Source organism: Streptomyces sp. Ru73, from assembly GCF_002920575.1.
Classification (GTDB): domain Bacteria; phylum Actinomycetota; class Actinomycetes; order Streptomycetales; family Streptomycetaceae; genus Streptomyces.
The window spans coordinates 18,683-35,561 of record NZ_PQSQ01000024.1 but is presented as its reverse complement, the minus strand read 5'-3'; the positions used below and the strand labels follow the sequence as shown (position 1 = coordinate 35,561).

Here is a 16,879-nt window from a genome sequence, read left to right as displayed (position 1 = left end):
GCACCAATGCCTTCACCTGCCTTCCGGGGCTGCTACTTCTTGACGCCGACGTTGAGGTAGTCGTACTGGCCGCTGAAGGCGGAGGTGGACACCAGGTTGGTGGCCTCCGGCGAGCGGTACATCAGCACCTTGAAGTAGGTCAGCGGCACGATCACCGCCTGCTCCATCGTCTTCTTGTCGATCTCGGCGTACGCCTTCTCGCGCGCGGCCTGGTCGGTGTTGGCGATGGCGGAGTCGAGCAGCTTGTTGATCTCCGGGTCGTCCAGCTCGGAGAGGTTGGTGTTGCCGGACTGGCTGATCGCCTTGCCGTTCAGGATCTGCTGCAGGTAGCCGTAGCCGGTCGGGAAGTCCGAGCCCCACTGCATCATGATCAGACCGACGTTGTTCTTCTTGTTGAACTTCGGCACGCCGGCGTAGTCCGAGAAGTACTTGCTGGTCGGGTACTGCTGGATCTTGGCGTTGATGCCGATCTTCTTCAGCGAGTCGATGACCGTGGTGGCCGCGTCGACCTCGTCCTGCCGGTCGGAGCGGGCGAGGATGGTGGTGTCGACGTTGCCGGCCCCGCACTCCTTCCACTTCTTCCGCGCCTCGGTCAGGTCCAGCTTGTCCTTGGCGTCGTACTTCTGCGGGTACAGGTCGAACTTCTTGTACCCGGGGATGTCCGTCGGCAGGACGGTGGAGGCGATGTCACCGCGGATCGGGCCGCCGAGCGAGGTCTGCACGGCCTTCTTGTCGATCGCGTACTGGACGGCCTGGCGGCACTCCAGCTTGTCGAACGGCTTCACCTTGGTGTTGATCGCCGTGTAGACCAGGCGCTGGCCGAGCGCGTTGTCGGTGTTGGCCTTCTCCTTGGGGTCGGTCAGGAGCTGGGCCTGGGTCTGGCCGTCCACGCCGCGCCCGGCGAGGTCGATGTGAGTGTTCCCGGACTGCAGGTCCTTGTCGATGGTCGACTGGGCGACCTTCATCTTCAGGACGATCTTGTCCGGGAGCTGCTTGCGCAGCGGGTCGGTCTTGGCGGACCACTGCGGGTTGCGCACCAGGACGAGCTGCTTGCCCTCCTGGTAGCTCTGGAACTTGTAACTGCCCGTGGACAGGACGGACTTGGTGTAGTCAGCGCCCTTGTCCTTGTCCTGCGGGACCGGCGCGGTCTGCGGCGCCGAGACCAGGTAGTCGAACTCCGCGAACGGCTTCTTCAGGTGGAAGACGATCGTGTGGTCGTCCGGCGTCTCGATGGACTTCAGCCCGGCCTTGGACTTGTCCTTGTACGGACCCTTGTACTTGTCCTTGTCCTCCAGGAACTGCTGGAAGTAGTTCGGGCCGAGGGAGAGCACGTCACGCGCGAAGTTGGAGCGCTCGACCGCGTACTTCACGTCCTGGGAGGTGACCTCCCGGCCGTCCTCGTACTTCACACCCTTGCGCAGCTTGTACGTCCACGTCTTGCCGCCGTCGGTGGCCTTGCCCATCGACTCGGCGAGGTCCGGGACCAGCTCGTTGCCCTTCTGGCCGGGGGCCGGCTTGAAGGTGGTCAGCGGACGGGCGTACAGCCGGCTGAAGTTGTAGATGAAGGCGTAGTAGGTGTTGCCCGGATCGAAGGACTCGGGGGCGTCGCTGATCGCGTAGTTGACCGTCCCGCCCTTCTCGTTCGAGGCGTTGACGATGCCCTTCGTGGCGGCGTTCGCCGCGGACTGCCCGTCGTCCGAGCCCTTGCCGCCACTGCAGCCGGCCAGCAAAAGGCCCGCACTGGATATGGCCGCGATCGCCGCGACCGGAACTGACCTTCGCATGATGGTCGGTTTCCCCTTCGTTCGTCGGAAACTTCGGTGGAACTGCCGGGACTGCCCGGGCGCTGCCGGTGCGGCTCAGCGGCTGCGCGGGTCCAGCGCGTCCCGCAGGCCGTCACCGAGCAGGTTGAACGCGAGTACGGTGACGAAGATCGCGAGGCCGGGGACGAGCATGTACTGCGGGTCGACCTCGTAGTACTTGACCGCCTGGTTGAGCATCCCGCCCCACGAGGACTGAGGGGGCTGGATACCGACACCCAGGAAGCTGAGCGCCGCCTCGAAGAGGATGTTGGAGGGGATCAGCAGCGTGGAGTACACCACGATGGGCCCCACCAGGTTCGGCAGCAGCTCCCGGAAGAGGATGAACGGCCCGCGTGCGCCCATCCCCCGGGCGGCGTCGACGAATTCGCGCTCCCGCAGGGACAGCGTCTGGGCCCGCACGATGCGGCCCATGTACGGCCAGTTGAAGAAGCCGATCACGAAGATCAGGACCGAGATGTGCAGCGGCAGGCCCTCCAGGCCGAAGGCACCGCCCTGGAGCGAGGCGGAAATCGCGATGGCGAAGAGCAGCAGCGGGAAGGCCAGGAAGACGTCCATCATCCGGCTGATCACCGCGTCCACCCGGCCGCGGTAGTAGCCCGCGACGACACCGAGGACCGTGCCGATGGCCACCGAGAGCAGCGTCGCGCCGAACGCCACGATGAGCGAGACCCAGGAGCCCTCCAGCACGCGCGCGAGCAGGTCGCGGCCGAACTTGGGGTCCACGCCGAGCGGGTGGTCCGCGCTCATGCCGCCGAAGTCGCCGAGCGGCAGGGTGGTGTTGGGGTCGATCAGCGACTGATGCGGCTCGTTCGGGTCCAGGCCGAGGAGCGACTGGAGCGGCCGGGAGAGCGCGGCGACCACGATCAGCAGGATGACAACGATGGCACCGGCCACCGCGACCTTGTCGCGCTTGAAGCGCAACCACGCGATCTGGCCGAGCGAACGGCCTTCGATCCGCTTGCTCCCGACGCCTTCCAGCACCGCTTCCGGCTGCGCCTCAGCAGCCGCCCCGGTGGTCTCGATCGGTGCGGTCACGGTGCCCTTGACCCCTCTCGGCCCGCCCTGCGGCCGGCCCACGCCCGCCGCTTCGGCGGCTCGGTTCACATCACTGGTGTGCACGCCGGCGGACGGTCCGGAGGTCGTTCATCGGTTTTCGGATGTCCGCGCGACAGGTCGAGCTGCTTGTCGCACACAGGGTCTAGACCCTGCTGCGGGAGTCTTCATCCGACTCGCGATCAGTCACCAGTCCTGCCGGGGAAAGGATGCGCAACTGTGATGTGCGCCTCGGCGTTCCGTTATACGGACAACACGGACGGCTGAGCGGTTTGCGCGGCCCTTCTAGACGGCCTCAACACCGGTACACACGGGGGCAATTCGGCACAGCGCGGCGTACGGGGAGCCCGCGGCGGCCGCCGGGCACGGGCCGGGCGTGGCGTCAGTAGGGGCGGGGGTATCCGTACCCGTACGAGGCGGCCGGTGCGGGGGCCGCGCCGTGCGCCCCACGGTCGAAGAAGGGGCGCGAGTAGGCGCGCATCCACATGCCCACCGGGTCGTACTCGTCGTCCATCGCCACCGTCGAGACCGGCAGCCCCTCCGGAACCGCGCCGATGGACTGCTGCATCATCAGCCGTACCGACTCCACGGCGGCCCGCCCCGTGTCGTACAGATCCAGGCCGATCGCCAGGTAGGGGACGCCGAGCGCGGGCTGCACCCAGGCGCGGCGCAGCGAGCGGACGGCCGGCGTGCGGTGCGCGTTCTGCCCGAGGAGGGCGTAGAACTGCGGGATCTCCACGGCCGGTTCGGTGATCCGCAGGGGCCCTGCGGGCAGCCGGTCCAGGCCGCCGGCGATCCGGCGCAGGTCCAGCCAGGGGATGCCGACGCCGCCGCCGGGCGCGTGCGGGTTCAGCCAGAGGCCCCAGCGGTCGGGGTAGAGGGCCGCGGCGATCTCGGCGCCGGGCACGACCTCGTGGGCCCGGGTCCAGCCGCTGGCCGCGAGCTCGGCGGGGGAGGTCACGCACGGCGCGTAGCCGAGCCCGTCGACCTCCATGTTCCCGTACTGCGCATCGGGGGACCCGGCGCTGCCCTGCCACAGCAGCATCCACACCTGGCCGCCGGACAGCGCCTGCAGCAGCGCTTCGTAGGCGTCGTACCGGCCGGGCGAGACCTGCTGCAGCACCTGCTCGACCTGGCCGGCCGCCGCTCCCTGATGCGCACCCGCGCTCACGTGTCCCCGTCCCTTCTCTCGGCGGGCACGTGGGGGCGCCCGCCCGGTATCCCACCAGCTTACGGGCCGGGTCGCGCGGCGGACCGGCCCCGGCGGGCCCCGCGTGCCGACCGGCCCCGGCGCGCGGGCCGCCCGGCGCTAGACCTGCCCCTGCGCGTAGAACGGGCGCACCCGCTCCAGCATCCAGTCGACGACCGGGTCCTGCGCGATGTCCAGCATCACCAGCTGTACCGGCCAGGGCACCGGCACCGCGCCGAGCGCCCGGCCCAGCGCCTCGAGCGCCACGTCCCGCTGGGTCTGGTCCTGGAGGGCGGCCGCCGGGTCGGCGACCTGCACGCCGACGAAGAGCGTGGGCGCGTCGCCCTCGATGTTCGCCAGGCAGCGGCGGGCGGTCGTCACGTGCGGTACGCCGGAGAACTCCAGCCCCGCCGCGGCGAGGAAGTCCACCGGCTCGTCCTGCCAGTCCGGCTCGTACAGCCGCACCCGGCCGCCGGAGGGCAGGCCCTCGCGGGGGACGTCGCCGCGGCACAGCTCGGCCACGGCGGGCGGCGGCAGCGGGACGCCGACCGTGCCGTCCGGGTTCACCGCGATCCCGATCTTCGGCGGGAGGCCGCGGGCGAACTCGCGGGCCGGCGCCACCGTGTACGACATGTACTCCCCGGCGACCCGCAGGAACTCCTGCTCGGAGCTGAAGACGGGGACGTACGCCAGGCCGTCGGGGAGCTCCACGGTGGGCAGGTCGAGGCCCGGCCGGCCGAAGCCCGCGTCGTCGGGGCCGCCGCCCTTGGGCAGCGGCACCCAGATCCGGCTGCGGCCGAGCACCTCGACGATCCGGGCACCGGCCCCGGGATGACCGACCGACGCAGCGAGCACCTCCTCCAGCTCGTTGGCCGGCCAGGCCAACTGCGGAATGCCCTGCTCGTAAACGCCCTGACCTGGGATGCTCTGCTCCGGAATGTCCATGGTCACCCACCCGCTTCGTACCGCACTGCCTGGTCGAAAACCCTAGCGTCCGACCGGCGGGTTCCTCATGGCCCGTCTCACACCGGCACCGAAGCACGCGGCCCCGTCAGCCGAACGTCGTGCGCTCCAGCGCGTCGGCGGCCCGCCGGTCCAGCAGCACCGTCGCCGTGAATCCCTTCGGCAGCCGCGCCGACCGGGCCGCGGCGAGCAGCCGGCGCACCGCGCGCCGGTGCCGCGCGAAGGCGTAGCCGGACACCCCGCGCCCCCTCGCCCGCTGGCCCGACAGGGCCACCTCGGCGGGCACGTCGAGCAGCAGCAGGTGCAGCTCGCGGCCGTCCCGCCGGGCGGTGCGCGCGATCCAGCGGCGCACCCAGGCGAGCGTGCCGCAGTCGTGCACGACCACGCTGTCGCCGGAGCGCAGTGCCCGCCGCAGTCCGTAGTAGTGCGCGCACCGCACCAGGGGCCGGACCACCGCGTACGGCAGCGCGCGAAGCCGGCCGGCCTCCCAGCGCTCCCGGACGTCCTGGGAGTCGATGCGGTGGACGGGCGCGCCCGCCCGGTCCAGCGCCGGGACCACGCGCCGCATCAGCGTGCTCTTGCCGCTGCCCGGCAGGCCCGAGACGACCACCAGGCCGCGGGCGGGAAAGCGCAGCTCACGGACCTCCCGGTCGCCCTCCTCCGTGCCGCGCAGGTCCGTCACCCGGGCGCCGCGGCCCGGGCGTACCACCGCTTTCGGAGCGCGTGCGCGGCGCGGGACCGCGCCGCGCACGGTCCCCGCCGACGTCGCGCATACGGCTTGCCTCTGCACCGTGATCGCCCTCCCCGTTCCGTTCACTGCCGCCCCCTTACCCGCAGAGTGTCAAGAAAAGGTAATGAGCTTCAAGCGGAGAGCAGGTCATGGCGGGTTCACCCGTGTCACGGCGGGCACAGCGGGCCGGGGCTCCTGCATCCGGCGATCCCGTGCAATGATGTGCGCGCCGGACGCCGTGACCGACGCCGGCGCCAACTGCATACCGGCCGCTTGAATCCGCGCGGGAGAGTTCCCGCCAGGCCACGGCGGGGCGCCGAAGGAGCAAGTCCTCCCTTGAATCTCTCAGGCCCCTGTACTGCGCGGACGAGGCAGATCTGAAAAGCGGGCCGCACCGGTGCGGCCCCACCCAAGGTGCAAGCCGAGGCCCCGGTCGGGGGCTGTCGGTGAACCTCTCAGGTTCCGATGACAGATGGGGAGACGTCCGATACGTCCCTGTCGTCCATCCCGGGAGCCCGCAGCCATGAGTGAACCCCGTCGTACGGCGCTCGATGCCACGCATCGCGCGCTCGGCGCGACCATGACCGACTTCGCCGGCTGGGACATGCCGCTGCGCTACGGCAGCGAGCGCGACGAGCACGTCGCCGTCCGCACCCGCGCCGGCCTCTTCGACCTCTCGCACATGGGCGAGATCACGGTCACCGGGCCGCAGGCCGCCGACCTGCTGGACTACGCGCTGGTCGGCAACATCGGCAAGCTGGCGACGGGCCGGGCCCGGTACACCATGATCTGCCAGGAGGACGGCGGCATCCTGGACGACCTGATCGTCTACCGGCTCGCCGAGACCACGTACATGGTCGTCGCCAACGCCTCCAACGCCCAGGTCGTGCTGGACGCGCTCACCGCCCGCCAGGCCGGCTTCGACGCCGCCGTGCGGGACGACCGCGACGCGTACGCGCTGATCGCCGTCCAGGGCCCGGAGTCCGCCGGCATCCTGAAGAGCCTCACCGACGCCGACCTGGACGGGCTGAAGTACTACGCGGGCCTGCCCGGCACGGTGGCGGGCACCGAGGCGCTGATCGCCCGCACCGGCTACACCGGCGAGGACGGCTTCGAGCTGTTCGTCCGGCCCGCCGACGCGGTCACCCTCTGGGAGGCGCTGACCGAGGCCGGGAAGGACGCGGGCCTGATCCCCTGCGGCCTGTCCTGCCGCGACACGCTGCGCCTGGAGGCCGGCATGCCGCTGTACGGGAACGAGCTGTCCACCTCCCTGACGCCGTTCGACGCGGGGCTCGGCCGGGTCGTGAAGTTCGAGAAGGCGGGCAACGAGGGACGCTTCGTGGGCCGGGACGCGCTGGCCGCGGCCGCCGAGCGGGCCGAGCAGAACCCGCCGCGCAAGCTGGTCGGCCTGATCGCCGAGGGCCGCCGGGTGCCGCGCGCCGGCTACCCCGTCGTGGACGCGGAGGGCACCGCCATCGGCACCGTCACCTCCGGTGCCCCCTCCCCCACCCTCGGGAAGCCGATCGCCATGGCCTACGTGGACGCGGCGCACGCCGAGCCCGGGACGAAGGGGGTGGCGGTGGACATCCGCGGCAAGCACGAGCCGTACGAGGTGGTCGCGCTCCCCTTCTACAAGCGGGAGAAGTGACCGTACGGCACGCTCCGGCCCGGAAAATCACCGCACGGCGGCCGTCCGGCCGGTAGAAGTGACGCAGTCGCGTCTCACCTGTCAAGACCCTCTGCACGACCATTCCCGCGCATCCAGGAGAATCGAACCATGAGCAACCCCCAGCAGCTCCGCTACAGCAAGGAGCACGAGTGGCTGTCGGCCGCCGAGGACGGCGTCTCGACGGTCGGCATCACCGAGCACGCGGCCAACGCGCTCGGCGATGTCGTCTACGCCCAGCTCCCCGAGGTCGGCGACACCGTCACCGCGGGCGAGTCCTGCGGCGAGCTGGAGTCGACCAAGTCCGTCAGCGATCTCTACTCCCCGGTCGACGGTGAGGTCACGGAGATCAACGAGGACGTGGTGGCCGACCCGTCGCTGGTGAATTCCGCCCCCTTCGAGGGCGGCTGGCTGTTCAAGGTGAAGCTGAGCGGCGAGCCGGAGGACCTGCTCTCCGCCGACGAGTACACCGCCTTCACCGCCGGCTGACCTGCCCGCCCGCCGTGCCGAGGGGCCGCGGGCCCCTCGGAGGCTCCCACCCAGGAAGACTCATGTCGCTTCTCAACAGCTCCCTCCATGAGCTCGACCCCGACGTCGCCGCCGCTGTCGACGCCGAACTCCACCGTCAGCAGTCCACCCTCGAAATGATCGCGTCGGAGAACTTCGCTCCGGCCGCCGTCATGGAGGCCCAGGGCTCGGTCCTCACCAACAAGTACGCCGAGGGCTACCCCGGCCGCCGCTACTACGGCGGCTGCGAGCACGTCGACGTCACCGAGCAGATCGCGATCGACCGGGTCAAGGAGCTGTTCGGCGCCGAGTACGCCAACGTGCAGCCGCACTCGGGCGCCTCCGCGAACCAGGCGGCCCTCTTCGCGATGGCCAAGCCGGGCGACACCATCCTCGGCCTGGACCTGGCGCACGGCGGGCACCTCACGCACGGCATGCGCCTGAACTTCTCCGGCAAGCAGTTCAACGTGGTCCCCTACCACGTCGACGCCGACGGCCTGGTCGACATGGCCGAGGTCGAGCAGCTGGCCAAGGAGCACCGCCCGAAGGTGATCATCGCGGGCTGGTCGGCGTACCCCCGCCAGCTGGACTTCGCGGCGTTCCGGCGGATCGCCGACGAGGTCGAGGCGTACCTGTGGGTCGACATGGCGCACTTCGCCGGCCTGGTCGCCGCGGGTCTGCACCCGAACCCCGTCGAGTACGCCGACATCGTGACCTCCACCACGCACAAGACGCTCGGCGGTCCGCGCGGCGGCATCATCCTCGCCAAGAAGGACTTCGCGAAGAAGCTGAACTCCTCGGTCTTCCCGGGCTTCCAGGGCGGCCCCCTGGAGCACGTGATCGCGGCCAAGGCGGTCTCCTTCAAGGTCGCCGCCTCGGAGGACTTCAAGGAGCGCCAGCAGCGCACCGTCGAGGGCGCCCGCATCCTCGCCGAGCGCCTGACCTCCCCGGACGCGCGTGAGGCCGGCGTCAACGTGCTGTCCGGCGGCACCGACGTGCACCTGGTCCTGGTCGACCTGCGCGACAGCGAGCTGGACGGGCAGCAGGCCGAGGACCGCCTCCACGAGGTCGGCATCACGGTCAACCGCAACGCGGTCCCGAACGACCCGCGGCCCCCGATGGTCACCTCCGGCCTGCGGATCGGCACCCCGGCCCTGGCCACCCGCGGCTTCCAGGCCGAGGACTTCCGCGAGGTCGCCGACATCATCGCGCTCGCGCTGAAGCCGGAGTACGACGCGGCTGCCCTGAAGGCCCGCGTCACCGCGCTGGCCGACAAGCACCCGCTGTACCCCTCGCTGGGCAAGTAACGCCACCGCGCGGTCGCACGGGCTTCACGGGCCCGGGGCAGGATGTCCCGGGCCCGTGGTGTGCGCGGCCGCCCGGCCTCCGCCGGAGCCGGCGACGTCACGTACGGGTTCGCCCGTGAATGCCCGGGTCGCCCCGGAAGCGCGTTACGCTCGACAACCGGTACCGCTTCGACAACCGGCGCTGACCGTCCGCCGGCGCAGAAACGTCACACTTCTTCGGCCCTCCGGCCTCCTCCCCACCGGCGCGTGCTTTCCGCACGCCCGCGCACGACCGCCCACCACGAGCCGACAAAGGAGTCCGCCACCGTGGCCATCTCCGTCTTCGACCTGTTCTCCATCGGCATCGGCCCGTCCTCTTCCCATACGGTCGGCCCGATGCGCGCGGCGCGGATGTTCGTCGGCCGCCTCAAGAAGGACGGCCTCCTCGCGCAGACCACCTCTGTACGGGCCGAGCTGTTCGGCTCGCTCGGCGCCACCGGCCACGGCCACGGCACCCCCAAGGCCGTCCTGCTCGGCCTGGAGGGCCACTCGCCGCGCACCGTGGACGTCGAGAAGGCCGACGACATGGTCGAGCGCATCCGCACCACCAAGCGGCTGCGGCTGCTGGACGCCGAGATAGGCGACGCGCACGAGATCGACTTCGACGAGTCCACCGAGCTCATCCTGCACCGGCGCCGCTCGCTGCCGTACCACGCCAACGGCATGACCCTCTTCGCGTACGACGGGCACGGCGCGCCGCTGCTGGAGAAGACCTACTACTCGGTCGGCGGCGGCTTCGTGGTCGACGAGGACGCGGTCGGCGCGGACCGGATCAAGCTGGACGACACGGTGCTGAAGTACCCCTTCCGCACCGGCGACGAGCTGCTGCGGCTCGCCCGGGAGACCGGCCTGTCGATCTCGGCGCTGATGCTGGAGAACGAGAAGGCCTGGCGCACCGAGGAGGAGATCCGGGCCGGGCTGCTGGAGATCTGGCACGTCATGCAGGCGTGCGTGGCCCGCGGCACCAGCCGCGAGGGCATCCTGCCCGGCGGCCTGAAGGTGCGCCGGCGGGCCGCCAACGCCGCCCGCGCGCTGCGCGCCGAGGGCGATCCGCAGGCCCGCGCCATGGAGTGGATCACCCTCTACGCGATGGCGGTGAACGAGGAGAACGCGGCCGGCGGCCGGGTGGTGACCGCGCCTACCAACGGCGCGGCCGGCATCATCCCCGCCGTCCTGCACTACTACATGAACTTCGTGCCCGGGGCCGACGAGGAGGGCGTGATCCGCTTCCTGCTGGCGGCCGGCGCCATCGGCATGCTGTTCAAGGAGAACGCCTCGATCTCCGGCGCCGAGGTCGGCTGCCAGGGCGAGGTCGGCTCGGCCTGCTCGATGGCCGCGGGCGGCCTGGCGGAGGTGCTGGGCGGCTCCCCGGAGCAGGTGGAGAACGCGGCCGAGATCGGCATGGAGCACAACCTCGGCCTGACCTGCGACCCGGTGGGCGGCCTGGTCCAGATCCCGTGCATCGAGCGCAACGGCATGGCCTCGGTCAAGGCCGTCACCGCCGCGCGCATGGCGCTGCGCGGCGACGGCCGCCACCACGTCTCCCTCGACAAGGTCATCAAGACCATGAAGGACACCGGCGCGGACATGTCCGTGAAGTACAAGGAGACGGCCCGCGGCGGGCTGGCGGTGAACATCATCGAGTGCTGACCGCACCGCCCGGCACGGCACACACTCATCTGTGACGCACGTCACGGAATGGCCGTGCATGAGCGGGGCAGGCGAGGCTGGTGATCGTCATACCGCTGATCGTGCTGGCATCGCTGGGTCTGCTGGTGGCGCGCTACGCGCCCCGCCCCCCGGCCTGACTTTCCCTGCTCCCACACGACGGGTCCGACCCCCTGCCGGGTCGGACCCGTTGCCGTTTTCTCCTTGCGCACCCGCGCCGCACGCCGTATCCGTAGTAACCGCGGGGAACTCCCGTACGCCGGACGGCGTTTGGTTACCGACGGCACATCTCACACAGCGTGCACAGCCGTCGTGCACGGGGGACGTCGAGGGGAGCGACGAAGCACGGCCGGAGGCCAACTCCACCTTTGAGACCTTGCGTCAGCGGGCATGTCCATGGGGGACGCGAAGTGACGCTTGGTAATCGCGCGGTTGCGGGAGGATGCAATGCTGCACGGTGTCGATGTCAGCTCGTACCAACCCACCTACTCCACCAAGGGCCAGGACTTCGTCTTCATCAAGGCGACCGAGGGCCGCTCCTACATCAACCCGCACCAGGGCTCCCAGGCGTCACGGGCGCGGGAGGCCGGCTGCGTGGTCGGCTTCTACCACTTCCTGTGGCCGGGGAACATCGCGGCGCAGGCGCGGTACTTCGTCGAGAAGTGCGCGTCGCGGCTGGGCGACGTGCTGATAGTCGACTGGGAGCGCACCAGCGCCGGGACGTATGCGAGCAATGCGCAGAAGGACCAGTTCATCCGCGAGGTGAAGGCCCTGCGCCCGCACCGCCACAAGGTGCTGCTGTACTGCAACCGCGACTTCTGGCTCAACCACGACACGACGTCCTACGCCGGCGACGGCCTCTGGATAGCCGACTACGTCAAGGCCGGGCACCCGCGGATCAAGGCCAAGTGGCGGTTCCACCAGTACACCGACAGCCCGCTCGACAAGAACGTCGGCCAGTTCTCCAGCAAGGCCGCGCTGAAGGCCTGGGCCGACGACGCATAGAGTTTCCTCGTACGTACGCGCCTGTGCGCCGGTGCCGCCCGCTTCACGGCACGCCCCGGCGGCACAGCGAGACCACGAGGAGCGACCGTGACCGATCCGGCGTCCATGAGCCTGCAGCAGGAGATCGCCCGGGATCTCCAGGTGTCCGCGTCCTTCGATGCGCAGGAGGAGATCGAGCGCCGGGTGGCCTTCCTCGCCGAGCGGCTGACGAGCACCGGGCTGCGGTCCCTGGTGCTCGGCATCAGCGGCGGCGTGGACTCCACCACGGCCGGCCGGCTGTGCCAGCTCGCGGTGGAGCGGGTCCGCGAGGCGGGGTACGAGGCGACGTTCTACGCCATGCGGCTGCCCTACGGCGTCCAGGCCGACGAGCACGACGCGCAGCTCGCGCTCTCCTTCATCAAGCCCGACGAGGTGCTGACGGTCGATGTGAAGCCGGCCAGCGACGCGGCCCTGGACGCCGTGCTGGCGTCCGGTGTGCCGTTCCGCGACGCGCACCACCAGGACTTCGTGCAGGGCAACATCAAGGCCCGGCAGCGGATGATCGCGCAGTACGCGGTCGCCGGTGCCCGGGACGGCCTGGTCGTCGGCACCGACCACGCGGCCGAGGCGCTGACCGGCTTCTTCACCAAGTTCGGTGACGGCGCCGCGGACCTGGTGCCGCTGACGGGCCTGACCAAGCGGCGGGTGCGTGCGGTGGCCGACGCCCTCGGCGCCCCCTCCGAGCTGGTGTGGAAGGTCCCGACCGCCGACCTGGAGACGCTGTCGCCGGGCAAGGCGGACGAGGAGGCGCTCGGCGTCACGTACGACGAGCTCGACGACTTCCTGGAGGGCAAGCCGGTCAGCGAGCAGACGCAGGAGACCATCGTGCGCCGCTACCGCCTCACCGCGCACAAGCGCGAGCTGCCGACCGCGCCCTGAGCGCGGGCACGGACCAGTGGTACCGGGGCCGGGCGCGAGCACGGGCGCGCCCGGCCCCCGCTCCTGCCCCGGGGCTCCGCGGATCCGGGATTCCGGGGCTCGAGCCCCCGGGCAGGACGCATCGCACCGCACCGCCCCCGGCGTACCGCCCGTCACGCAGATGTCATGCCTCCGCAAGGGGGGCTTCCGCCGCACGGCGGTGATTCGTCGGCGCCGGCGGGCAGGGATCGCCCCATGGGATGCCACGAAGTGCGATCGCAAGATCAACTGTCAGTGGGTGCGCCTACGCTCCGGGGCATGAGTTACGCAGACCTGCGCGAACTCCAGACCGCGCTCACCCTCGCCGCCGACCTCGCCTCGGGCCTGCAGACGGCCCCCAGCCGGCAGGACGCCGACCGGCTGGTCGACGCCCTGCGGCGCGCCCTGACCGCCGCCGACTCGCTCGGCTCCGACAGCGGCCCGGTTCCCGGCCCGACCGGCTGCGCCGCGCATCCGCACGGCGCCGTCGACCCGCTGTACGGCGACCCCGAGGACCCGCTGCCGCCCGGGTACGGCAAGTGCCTGCTGTGCAACGACCGCCGGCGCCGCGCCGACGCGCAGCCGCACCGGCCGCTGCGCCGCAGCGCCTGACCGGCCCCGCCGCCGGGGCTCAGCGCAGCAGCCCCAGGCCGTGCAGGAGCGGGTAGTGGGCGGACGGGCCGGGCAGGACGGCGTGCAGCCCGGCCTGCAGCAGGAGCACCCCCGTGCTCAGCGCGATCACCGCCCCGGCGAGGAACAGCGCGCCCAGACCCGCGGTCCGGTGCGCCCCCTGGGTGGGGATGCGGCGGCCCGTGGTGAGGTGCGAGGTGACCAGCACGGCGCCGATCGCCAGGACGGACGCCTGGAAGAAGAGCCACGTCCAGGCGTCGGCCGGCAGCCCGTGCACGGTGCTGCCGTACGCCGCGCCCGCGGAGGCGCCGGGCCGTTCGCCGTGCAGCAGGTACAGCAGCGCCTGCCGCCCCGCCGCCACCGAGCCCGCCGTGCAGCCGAGGAGTGCGAGCCCCCACCCCATGAGGTAGTCCCGGCGCGGCACCGCACCGCGCAGCCCCTGCCGGACGATGTGGGCGGCGCCGAGCAGCGCCAGCACGATGAACATCCGCTGTACGACGCACAGCGGGCACGGCTGTTCCCCGCGGACGAACTGCAGGGCGAGTCCCGCGCAGAGGACGCCGGTCCAGCCGGTCACGAAGAGGCAGGCGAACCAGTACTGCGCGCGGGCGACGATCCCCGGCGGCCCGGGGTCCAGCGCGGGGATCGCCGGCGTGCTCAGCGGCGTGCTCATCCGGCCGGTCAGTAGTGCACTCATGAGAAAGAAAACTCCGGTCCAGTCGTTGGCGCCCCGCGGCCGGCCCGCACGGCGGGGCGCGGCGCGGGTCAGTGCGGAAGACCGAGCACCACGGCACCGGTGATGTGATGGGCCATCAGCCAGACGGCGGAGGCGAACATCACCGACCACACCGCGACCACCGCCACCCGGCTCTTCTGCCCCACGATGCACAGGAACGTGGCGAAGAGACCGGCGAAGAGGAGGGCGTCCATGGCACGGCAACGTAGTGGCCGGCCGGCGCCATCCCGCGCACGCCACGGGAGGTCGCCGGCCGCCGCACCGGATATGAGCCGAATGGCCCTATGAGCGGCCCATGAGTGGGATCAGTCCTTCGTCTTCTTGTCCGGGCGGAGCGCGATCCGGCCGAGCACCGCGGCGACGGCCAGCGCGGCCGCCGCGACCAGGACGGCGTCCGGCACCGCGTTCCCGGTCCTGGCCACCCACTCCTCCAGCCGGAACTCCGCGTCGGTGCCGAGGATGCCGGGCAGCGCGCTGGTCCCGTTGAACGCCAGGAAGAGGACGCCGATGCCGATGAAGAAGAGCCCGGACACCAGCGAGGTGGTGTGCAGCCGCAGCGGTCCGAGGCCGAACTCCCGGCCGCGCAGCCAGCCCCGCCGGCCCAGCTGGAACCGGTCCCACAGCAGGGCCAGGACGAAGAGCGGCAGGGCCATCCCCAGCGCGTAGACGGCCAGCATCGACGCGCCGTACACGGGCGAGCCGCTGACCGCCGTGACCGTCAGCACCGCGCCCAGGATCGGCCCGGCGCAGAAGCCCGCGAGGCCGTAGACGCAGCCCAGCAGGAAGGTGGAGACGGCCGAGCGCGGGGTGATCCGGGCGGCGGCCGACTGCGCCCGGCGGGACGCGAAGCCCAGGCCCAGGATCTGCAGCACGCCCATCGCGATCACCACCCAGCCGCCGACGGCGATGAGCAGGTCGCGGTGGCCGTTGAAGAGCCGGCTGGCGGCGGTGCTGGCCGCGCCGAGCGGTACGAGCGTGGTCGCCAGTCCGAGGTAGAAGACGCCGGTGCGGGCGAGCAGCCGGCCCGGCGTGGCGAGCGAGTACGCGAAGAACGCCGGCAGCAGCAGCGCGCTGCACGGGCTGAGCAGGGCGAGGGCGCCGCCCAGGAAGGCGGCGAGGTAGCCGATGTCGGTCACTTGCCGCCCCCCTTCTCCTTCTCCGCCCGGGCCGCGGCGTCGTCGATGGCCCGGGTGAAGGTGGCGGTGGGCTGGGCACCGGCGATCGGCTCGCCGTTGACCAGGAAGGACGGGGTGGACTGCACTCCGAGGTCATAGCCCTCGGCCTGGTCCCGGCCCAGCGCCTCGGCCGCAGCGTCGCTCTTCATGTCGCGCCGGAAGCGGTCGATGTCCGCGACGCCGCTGCTGCGTGCCAGCTCGGTCAGCTTGTCCTCGGCGAGCGCCTTGCCCTTGCGGCTCTTGGCGTACAGCGCGTCGTGCAGCTCCCAGAACTTGCCCTGGCGCCCGGCGGCCCAGGAGGCGCGGGCCGCCCGCTCGGAGTCCTCGCCGTAGATGGTGAAGTTGCGGAACTCGATGCGCAGGATGCCCTTGTCGACGTACTTCTCGATCAGTTCGGGCTGGGTCTCGCGGGCGAAGCGGCCGCAGAAGCCGCACTGGTAGTCGGCGTACTCGACCAGCACGACCGGTGCGTCGGTCCGGCCGACGGCCAGCGCGTCGCCCTTCTCGCGGCGTGCGGTCTTCTCGGCGATGTCGTCGTACATCTGCCGGCGGCCCTGCGAGTCCCCGTCGGTGACGGAGGCGGCGGGCTCGGGTTCGGCGGACGTGCTGCCGCCGTCGCCCTCGACGGCCGTGCCGACGGCGACGCCGATGGCGACGAGGCCGACGATGAGGGCGAGGATCGCGCCGACGGCCGCGAGGCGGCGGCCCGGCGTGTGGGCTGCGGACATGGGTGTGCTCCTGACGTGCGTACGGAGGGAGATATGACGCGACCGGTGCGCGCGCTCGGTTCTCGGGGCACGGGGCCCGTGGTGCCGGCGCGCGGGGCGGCGCTATATCCGCAGCACGGTCAGGAGGGCGCGGGGGTCGGTGGCGGCGGCCGGGCCGGTGGGCGGCCGGGCGAGCGCGCAGCGCGCGGGGTCGTGGGAGAGGTACGGCGCGGGCACGGCCGCGGGGGCGGCGAGCGGTTCGCCGCGGTGCGTGGCGGGCGCGGGCACGGTGTCGCCGGAGCCCGGCGCGTCGTGCGGCGAGCACTTCTTGGGCACGGCCGCGGCCACGGGAGCGGGCTCCACGGCGGCCGACGGAGCGGTGGCGGCGACGGCCGGGTGCCCCGGCGCGGTCGCGGCCGGCGCGCCGGAGACGCCGGGCACGCCGCCCGTACGGCACAGCAGTGGCGCGAAGACCACCGCGAGGAGGACCAGCAGCGTCCAGGCCGCCGAGCGGTGCGCACGCCCCGTCGCTCCCATGCGGCCGCTCCCTCCCCGGTGTCCGGTGCCGCCCGCGGTCGGGCGGCCTCGGCGCCCCATCCTACGGACCGGTGCCGCGCGCTCCCACGGGGTGACCGAGCCACTGTGCGCGGCCGGCCGGGCAGTCCGCATAACCATCACCCCGGTCCGGTAATTACTCAGCGATTCACCCTTCGGGGGCGGTGTTTGGAAGGCCGGTGGCACAACT

17 protein-coding genes and 1 riboswitch are annotated in these 16,879 nt (G+C 71.7%); of the genes, 7 read left to right on the top strand and 10 right to left on the bottom strand.

Going from position 1 to position 16,879, the window contains the following annotated elements; genetic code table 11:
- Positions 1–32: 32 nt before the first annotated feature.
- The 5 genes from C3486_RS13800 to C3486_RS13780 all read right to left on the bottom strand — a co-directional run bounded on the left by C3486_RS13800 (position 33) and on the right by C3486_RS13780 (position 5,824).
- Positions 33–1,784 (bottom strand): ABC transporter substrate-binding protein, encoded by a 1,752-nt coding sequence (locus C3486_RS13800; protein ID WP_103832965.1) that lies wholly within the window; start codon positions 1,782–1,784, stop codon positions 33–35.
- 75 nt (positions 1,785–1,859) lie between these two features.
- The gene (locus C3486_RS13795; protein WP_103832997.1) at positions 1,860–2,858 is read right to left on the bottom strand and encodes an ABC transporter permease; all 999 of its coding nucleotides are present in this window, start codon (positions 2,856–2,858) and stop codon (positions 1,860–1,862) included.
- Between the two features lie 400 nt (positions 2,859–3,258).
- Positions 3,259–4,047 carry an enhanced serine sensitivity protein SseB C-terminal domain-containing protein gene (locus C3486_RS13790; protein ID WP_103832964.1) on the bottom strand — a complete coding sequence of 263 codons (789 nt, stop codon included), beginning with the start codon at positions 4,045–4,047 and terminating at the stop codon, positions 3,259–3,261.
- A gap of 138 nt (positions 4,048–4,185) precedes the next feature.
- A complete protein-coding gene (locus tag C3486_RS13785; protein WP_103832996.1) occupies positions 4,186–5,010 on the bottom strand; it encodes an enhanced serine sensitivity protein SseB in 825 nt (274 codons plus the stop codon).
- A gap of 106 nt (positions 5,011–5,116) precedes the next feature.
- The gene (locus C3486_RS13780; RefSeq protein WP_374936867.1) at positions 5,117–5,824 is read right to left on the bottom strand and encodes an AAA family ATPase; all 708 of its coding nucleotides are present in this window, start codon (positions 5,822–5,824) and stop codon (positions 5,117–5,119) included.
- 208 nt (positions 5,825–6,032) lie between these two features.
- Positions 6,033–6,129, top strand: a riboswitch (glycine riboswitch).
- Positions 6,130–6,281: 152 nt separating this feature from the next.
- Between C3486_RS13780 and gcvT the strand changes: the two genes are divergently transcribed.
- The 7 genes from gcvT (at position 6,282) to C3486_RS13745 (ending at position 13,498) form a co-directional block, all read left to right on the top strand.
- Positions 6,282–7,406, top strand: coding sequence for a glycine cleavage system aminomethyltransferase GcvT (gene gcvT / locus C3486_RS13775; protein WP_103832962.1), 1,125 nt, complete (start codon positions 6,282–6,284; stop codon positions 7,404–7,406).
- Between the two features lie 129 nt (positions 7,407–7,535).
- The gene (gene gcvH, locus C3486_RS13770; RefSeq protein WP_103832961.1) at positions 7,536–7,913 is read left to right on the top strand and encodes a glycine cleavage system protein GcvH; all 378 of its coding nucleotides are present in this window, start codon (positions 7,536–7,538) and stop codon (positions 7,911–7,913) included.
- Positions 7,914–7,975: 62 nt separating this feature from the next.
- Positions 7,976–9,238 carry a serine hydroxymethyltransferase gene (glyA, locus tag C3486_RS13765; RefSeq protein WP_103832960.1) on the top strand — a complete coding sequence of 421 codons (1,263 nt, stop codon included), beginning with the start codon at positions 7,976–7,978 and terminating at the stop codon, positions 9,236–9,238.
- Between the two features lie 306 nt (positions 9,239–9,544).
- Entirely contained in the window at positions 9,545–10,927 is a 1,383-nt protein-coding gene (locus C3486_RS13760) for an L-serine ammonia-lyase (protein WP_103832959.1), read from the top strand.
- A 465-nt stretch (positions 10,928–11,392) separates the two neighbouring features.
- Entirely contained in the window at positions 11,393–11,950 is a 558-nt protein-coding gene (locus tag C3486_RS13755) for a GH25 family lysozyme (RefSeq protein WP_103832958.1), read from the top strand.
- Positions 11,951–12,037: 87 nt separating this feature from the next.
- Complete coding sequence (gene nadE / locus C3486_RS13750) at positions 12,038–12,868, top strand: ammonia-dependent NAD(+) synthetase (RefSeq protein ID WP_103832957.1); 831 nt, start codon at positions 12,038–12,040, stop codon at positions 12,866–12,868.
- Between the two features lie 297 nt (positions 12,869–13,165).
- Complete coding sequence (locus C3486_RS13745; RefSeq protein ID WP_103832956.1) at positions 13,166–13,498, top strand: hypothetical protein; 333 nt, start codon at positions 13,166–13,168, stop codon at positions 13,496–13,498.
- Between the two features lie 19 nt (positions 13,499–13,517).
- On the opposite strand, the gene C3486_RS13740 is transcribed toward C3486_RS13745, so the two are convergent.
- From C3486_RS13740 to C3486_RS13725, 5 genes are all read right to left on the bottom strand, one after another.
- Positions 13,518–14,213 carry a disulfide bond formation protein B gene (locus C3486_RS13740; protein ID WP_258052761.1) on the bottom strand — a complete coding sequence of 232 codons (696 nt, stop codon included), beginning with the start codon at positions 14,211–14,213 and terminating at the stop codon, positions 13,518–13,520.
- A 68-nt stretch (positions 14,214–14,281) separates the two neighbouring features.
- Positions 14,282–14,446, bottom strand: a complete 165-nt coding sequence (locus C3486_RS37255; RefSeq protein ID WP_181138537.1) for a DUF5993 family protein — start codon at positions 14,444–14,446, stop codon at positions 14,282–14,284.
- A gap of 111 nt (positions 14,447–14,557) precedes the next feature.
- The gene (locus tag C3486_RS13735; RefSeq protein WP_103832954.1) at positions 14,558–15,388 is read right to left on the bottom strand and encodes a cytochrome c biogenesis CcdA family protein; all 831 of its coding nucleotides are present in this window, start codon (positions 15,386–15,388) and stop codon (positions 14,558–14,560) included.
- Positions 15,385–16,155, bottom strand: a complete 771-nt coding sequence (locus C3486_RS13730; protein WP_103832953.1) for a DsbA family protein — start codon at positions 16,153–16,155, stop codon at positions 15,385–15,387. The genes C3486_RS13735 and C3486_RS13730 overlap by 4 nt, the downstream gene beginning before the upstream one ends.
- A 102-nt stretch (positions 16,156–16,257) precedes the next feature.
- Complete coding sequence (locus tag C3486_RS13725) at positions 16,258–16,671, bottom strand: hypothetical protein (RefSeq protein ID WP_103832952.1); 414 nt, start codon at positions 16,669–16,671, stop codon at positions 16,258–16,260.
- Positions 16,672–16,879 lie beyond the last annotated feature (208 nt).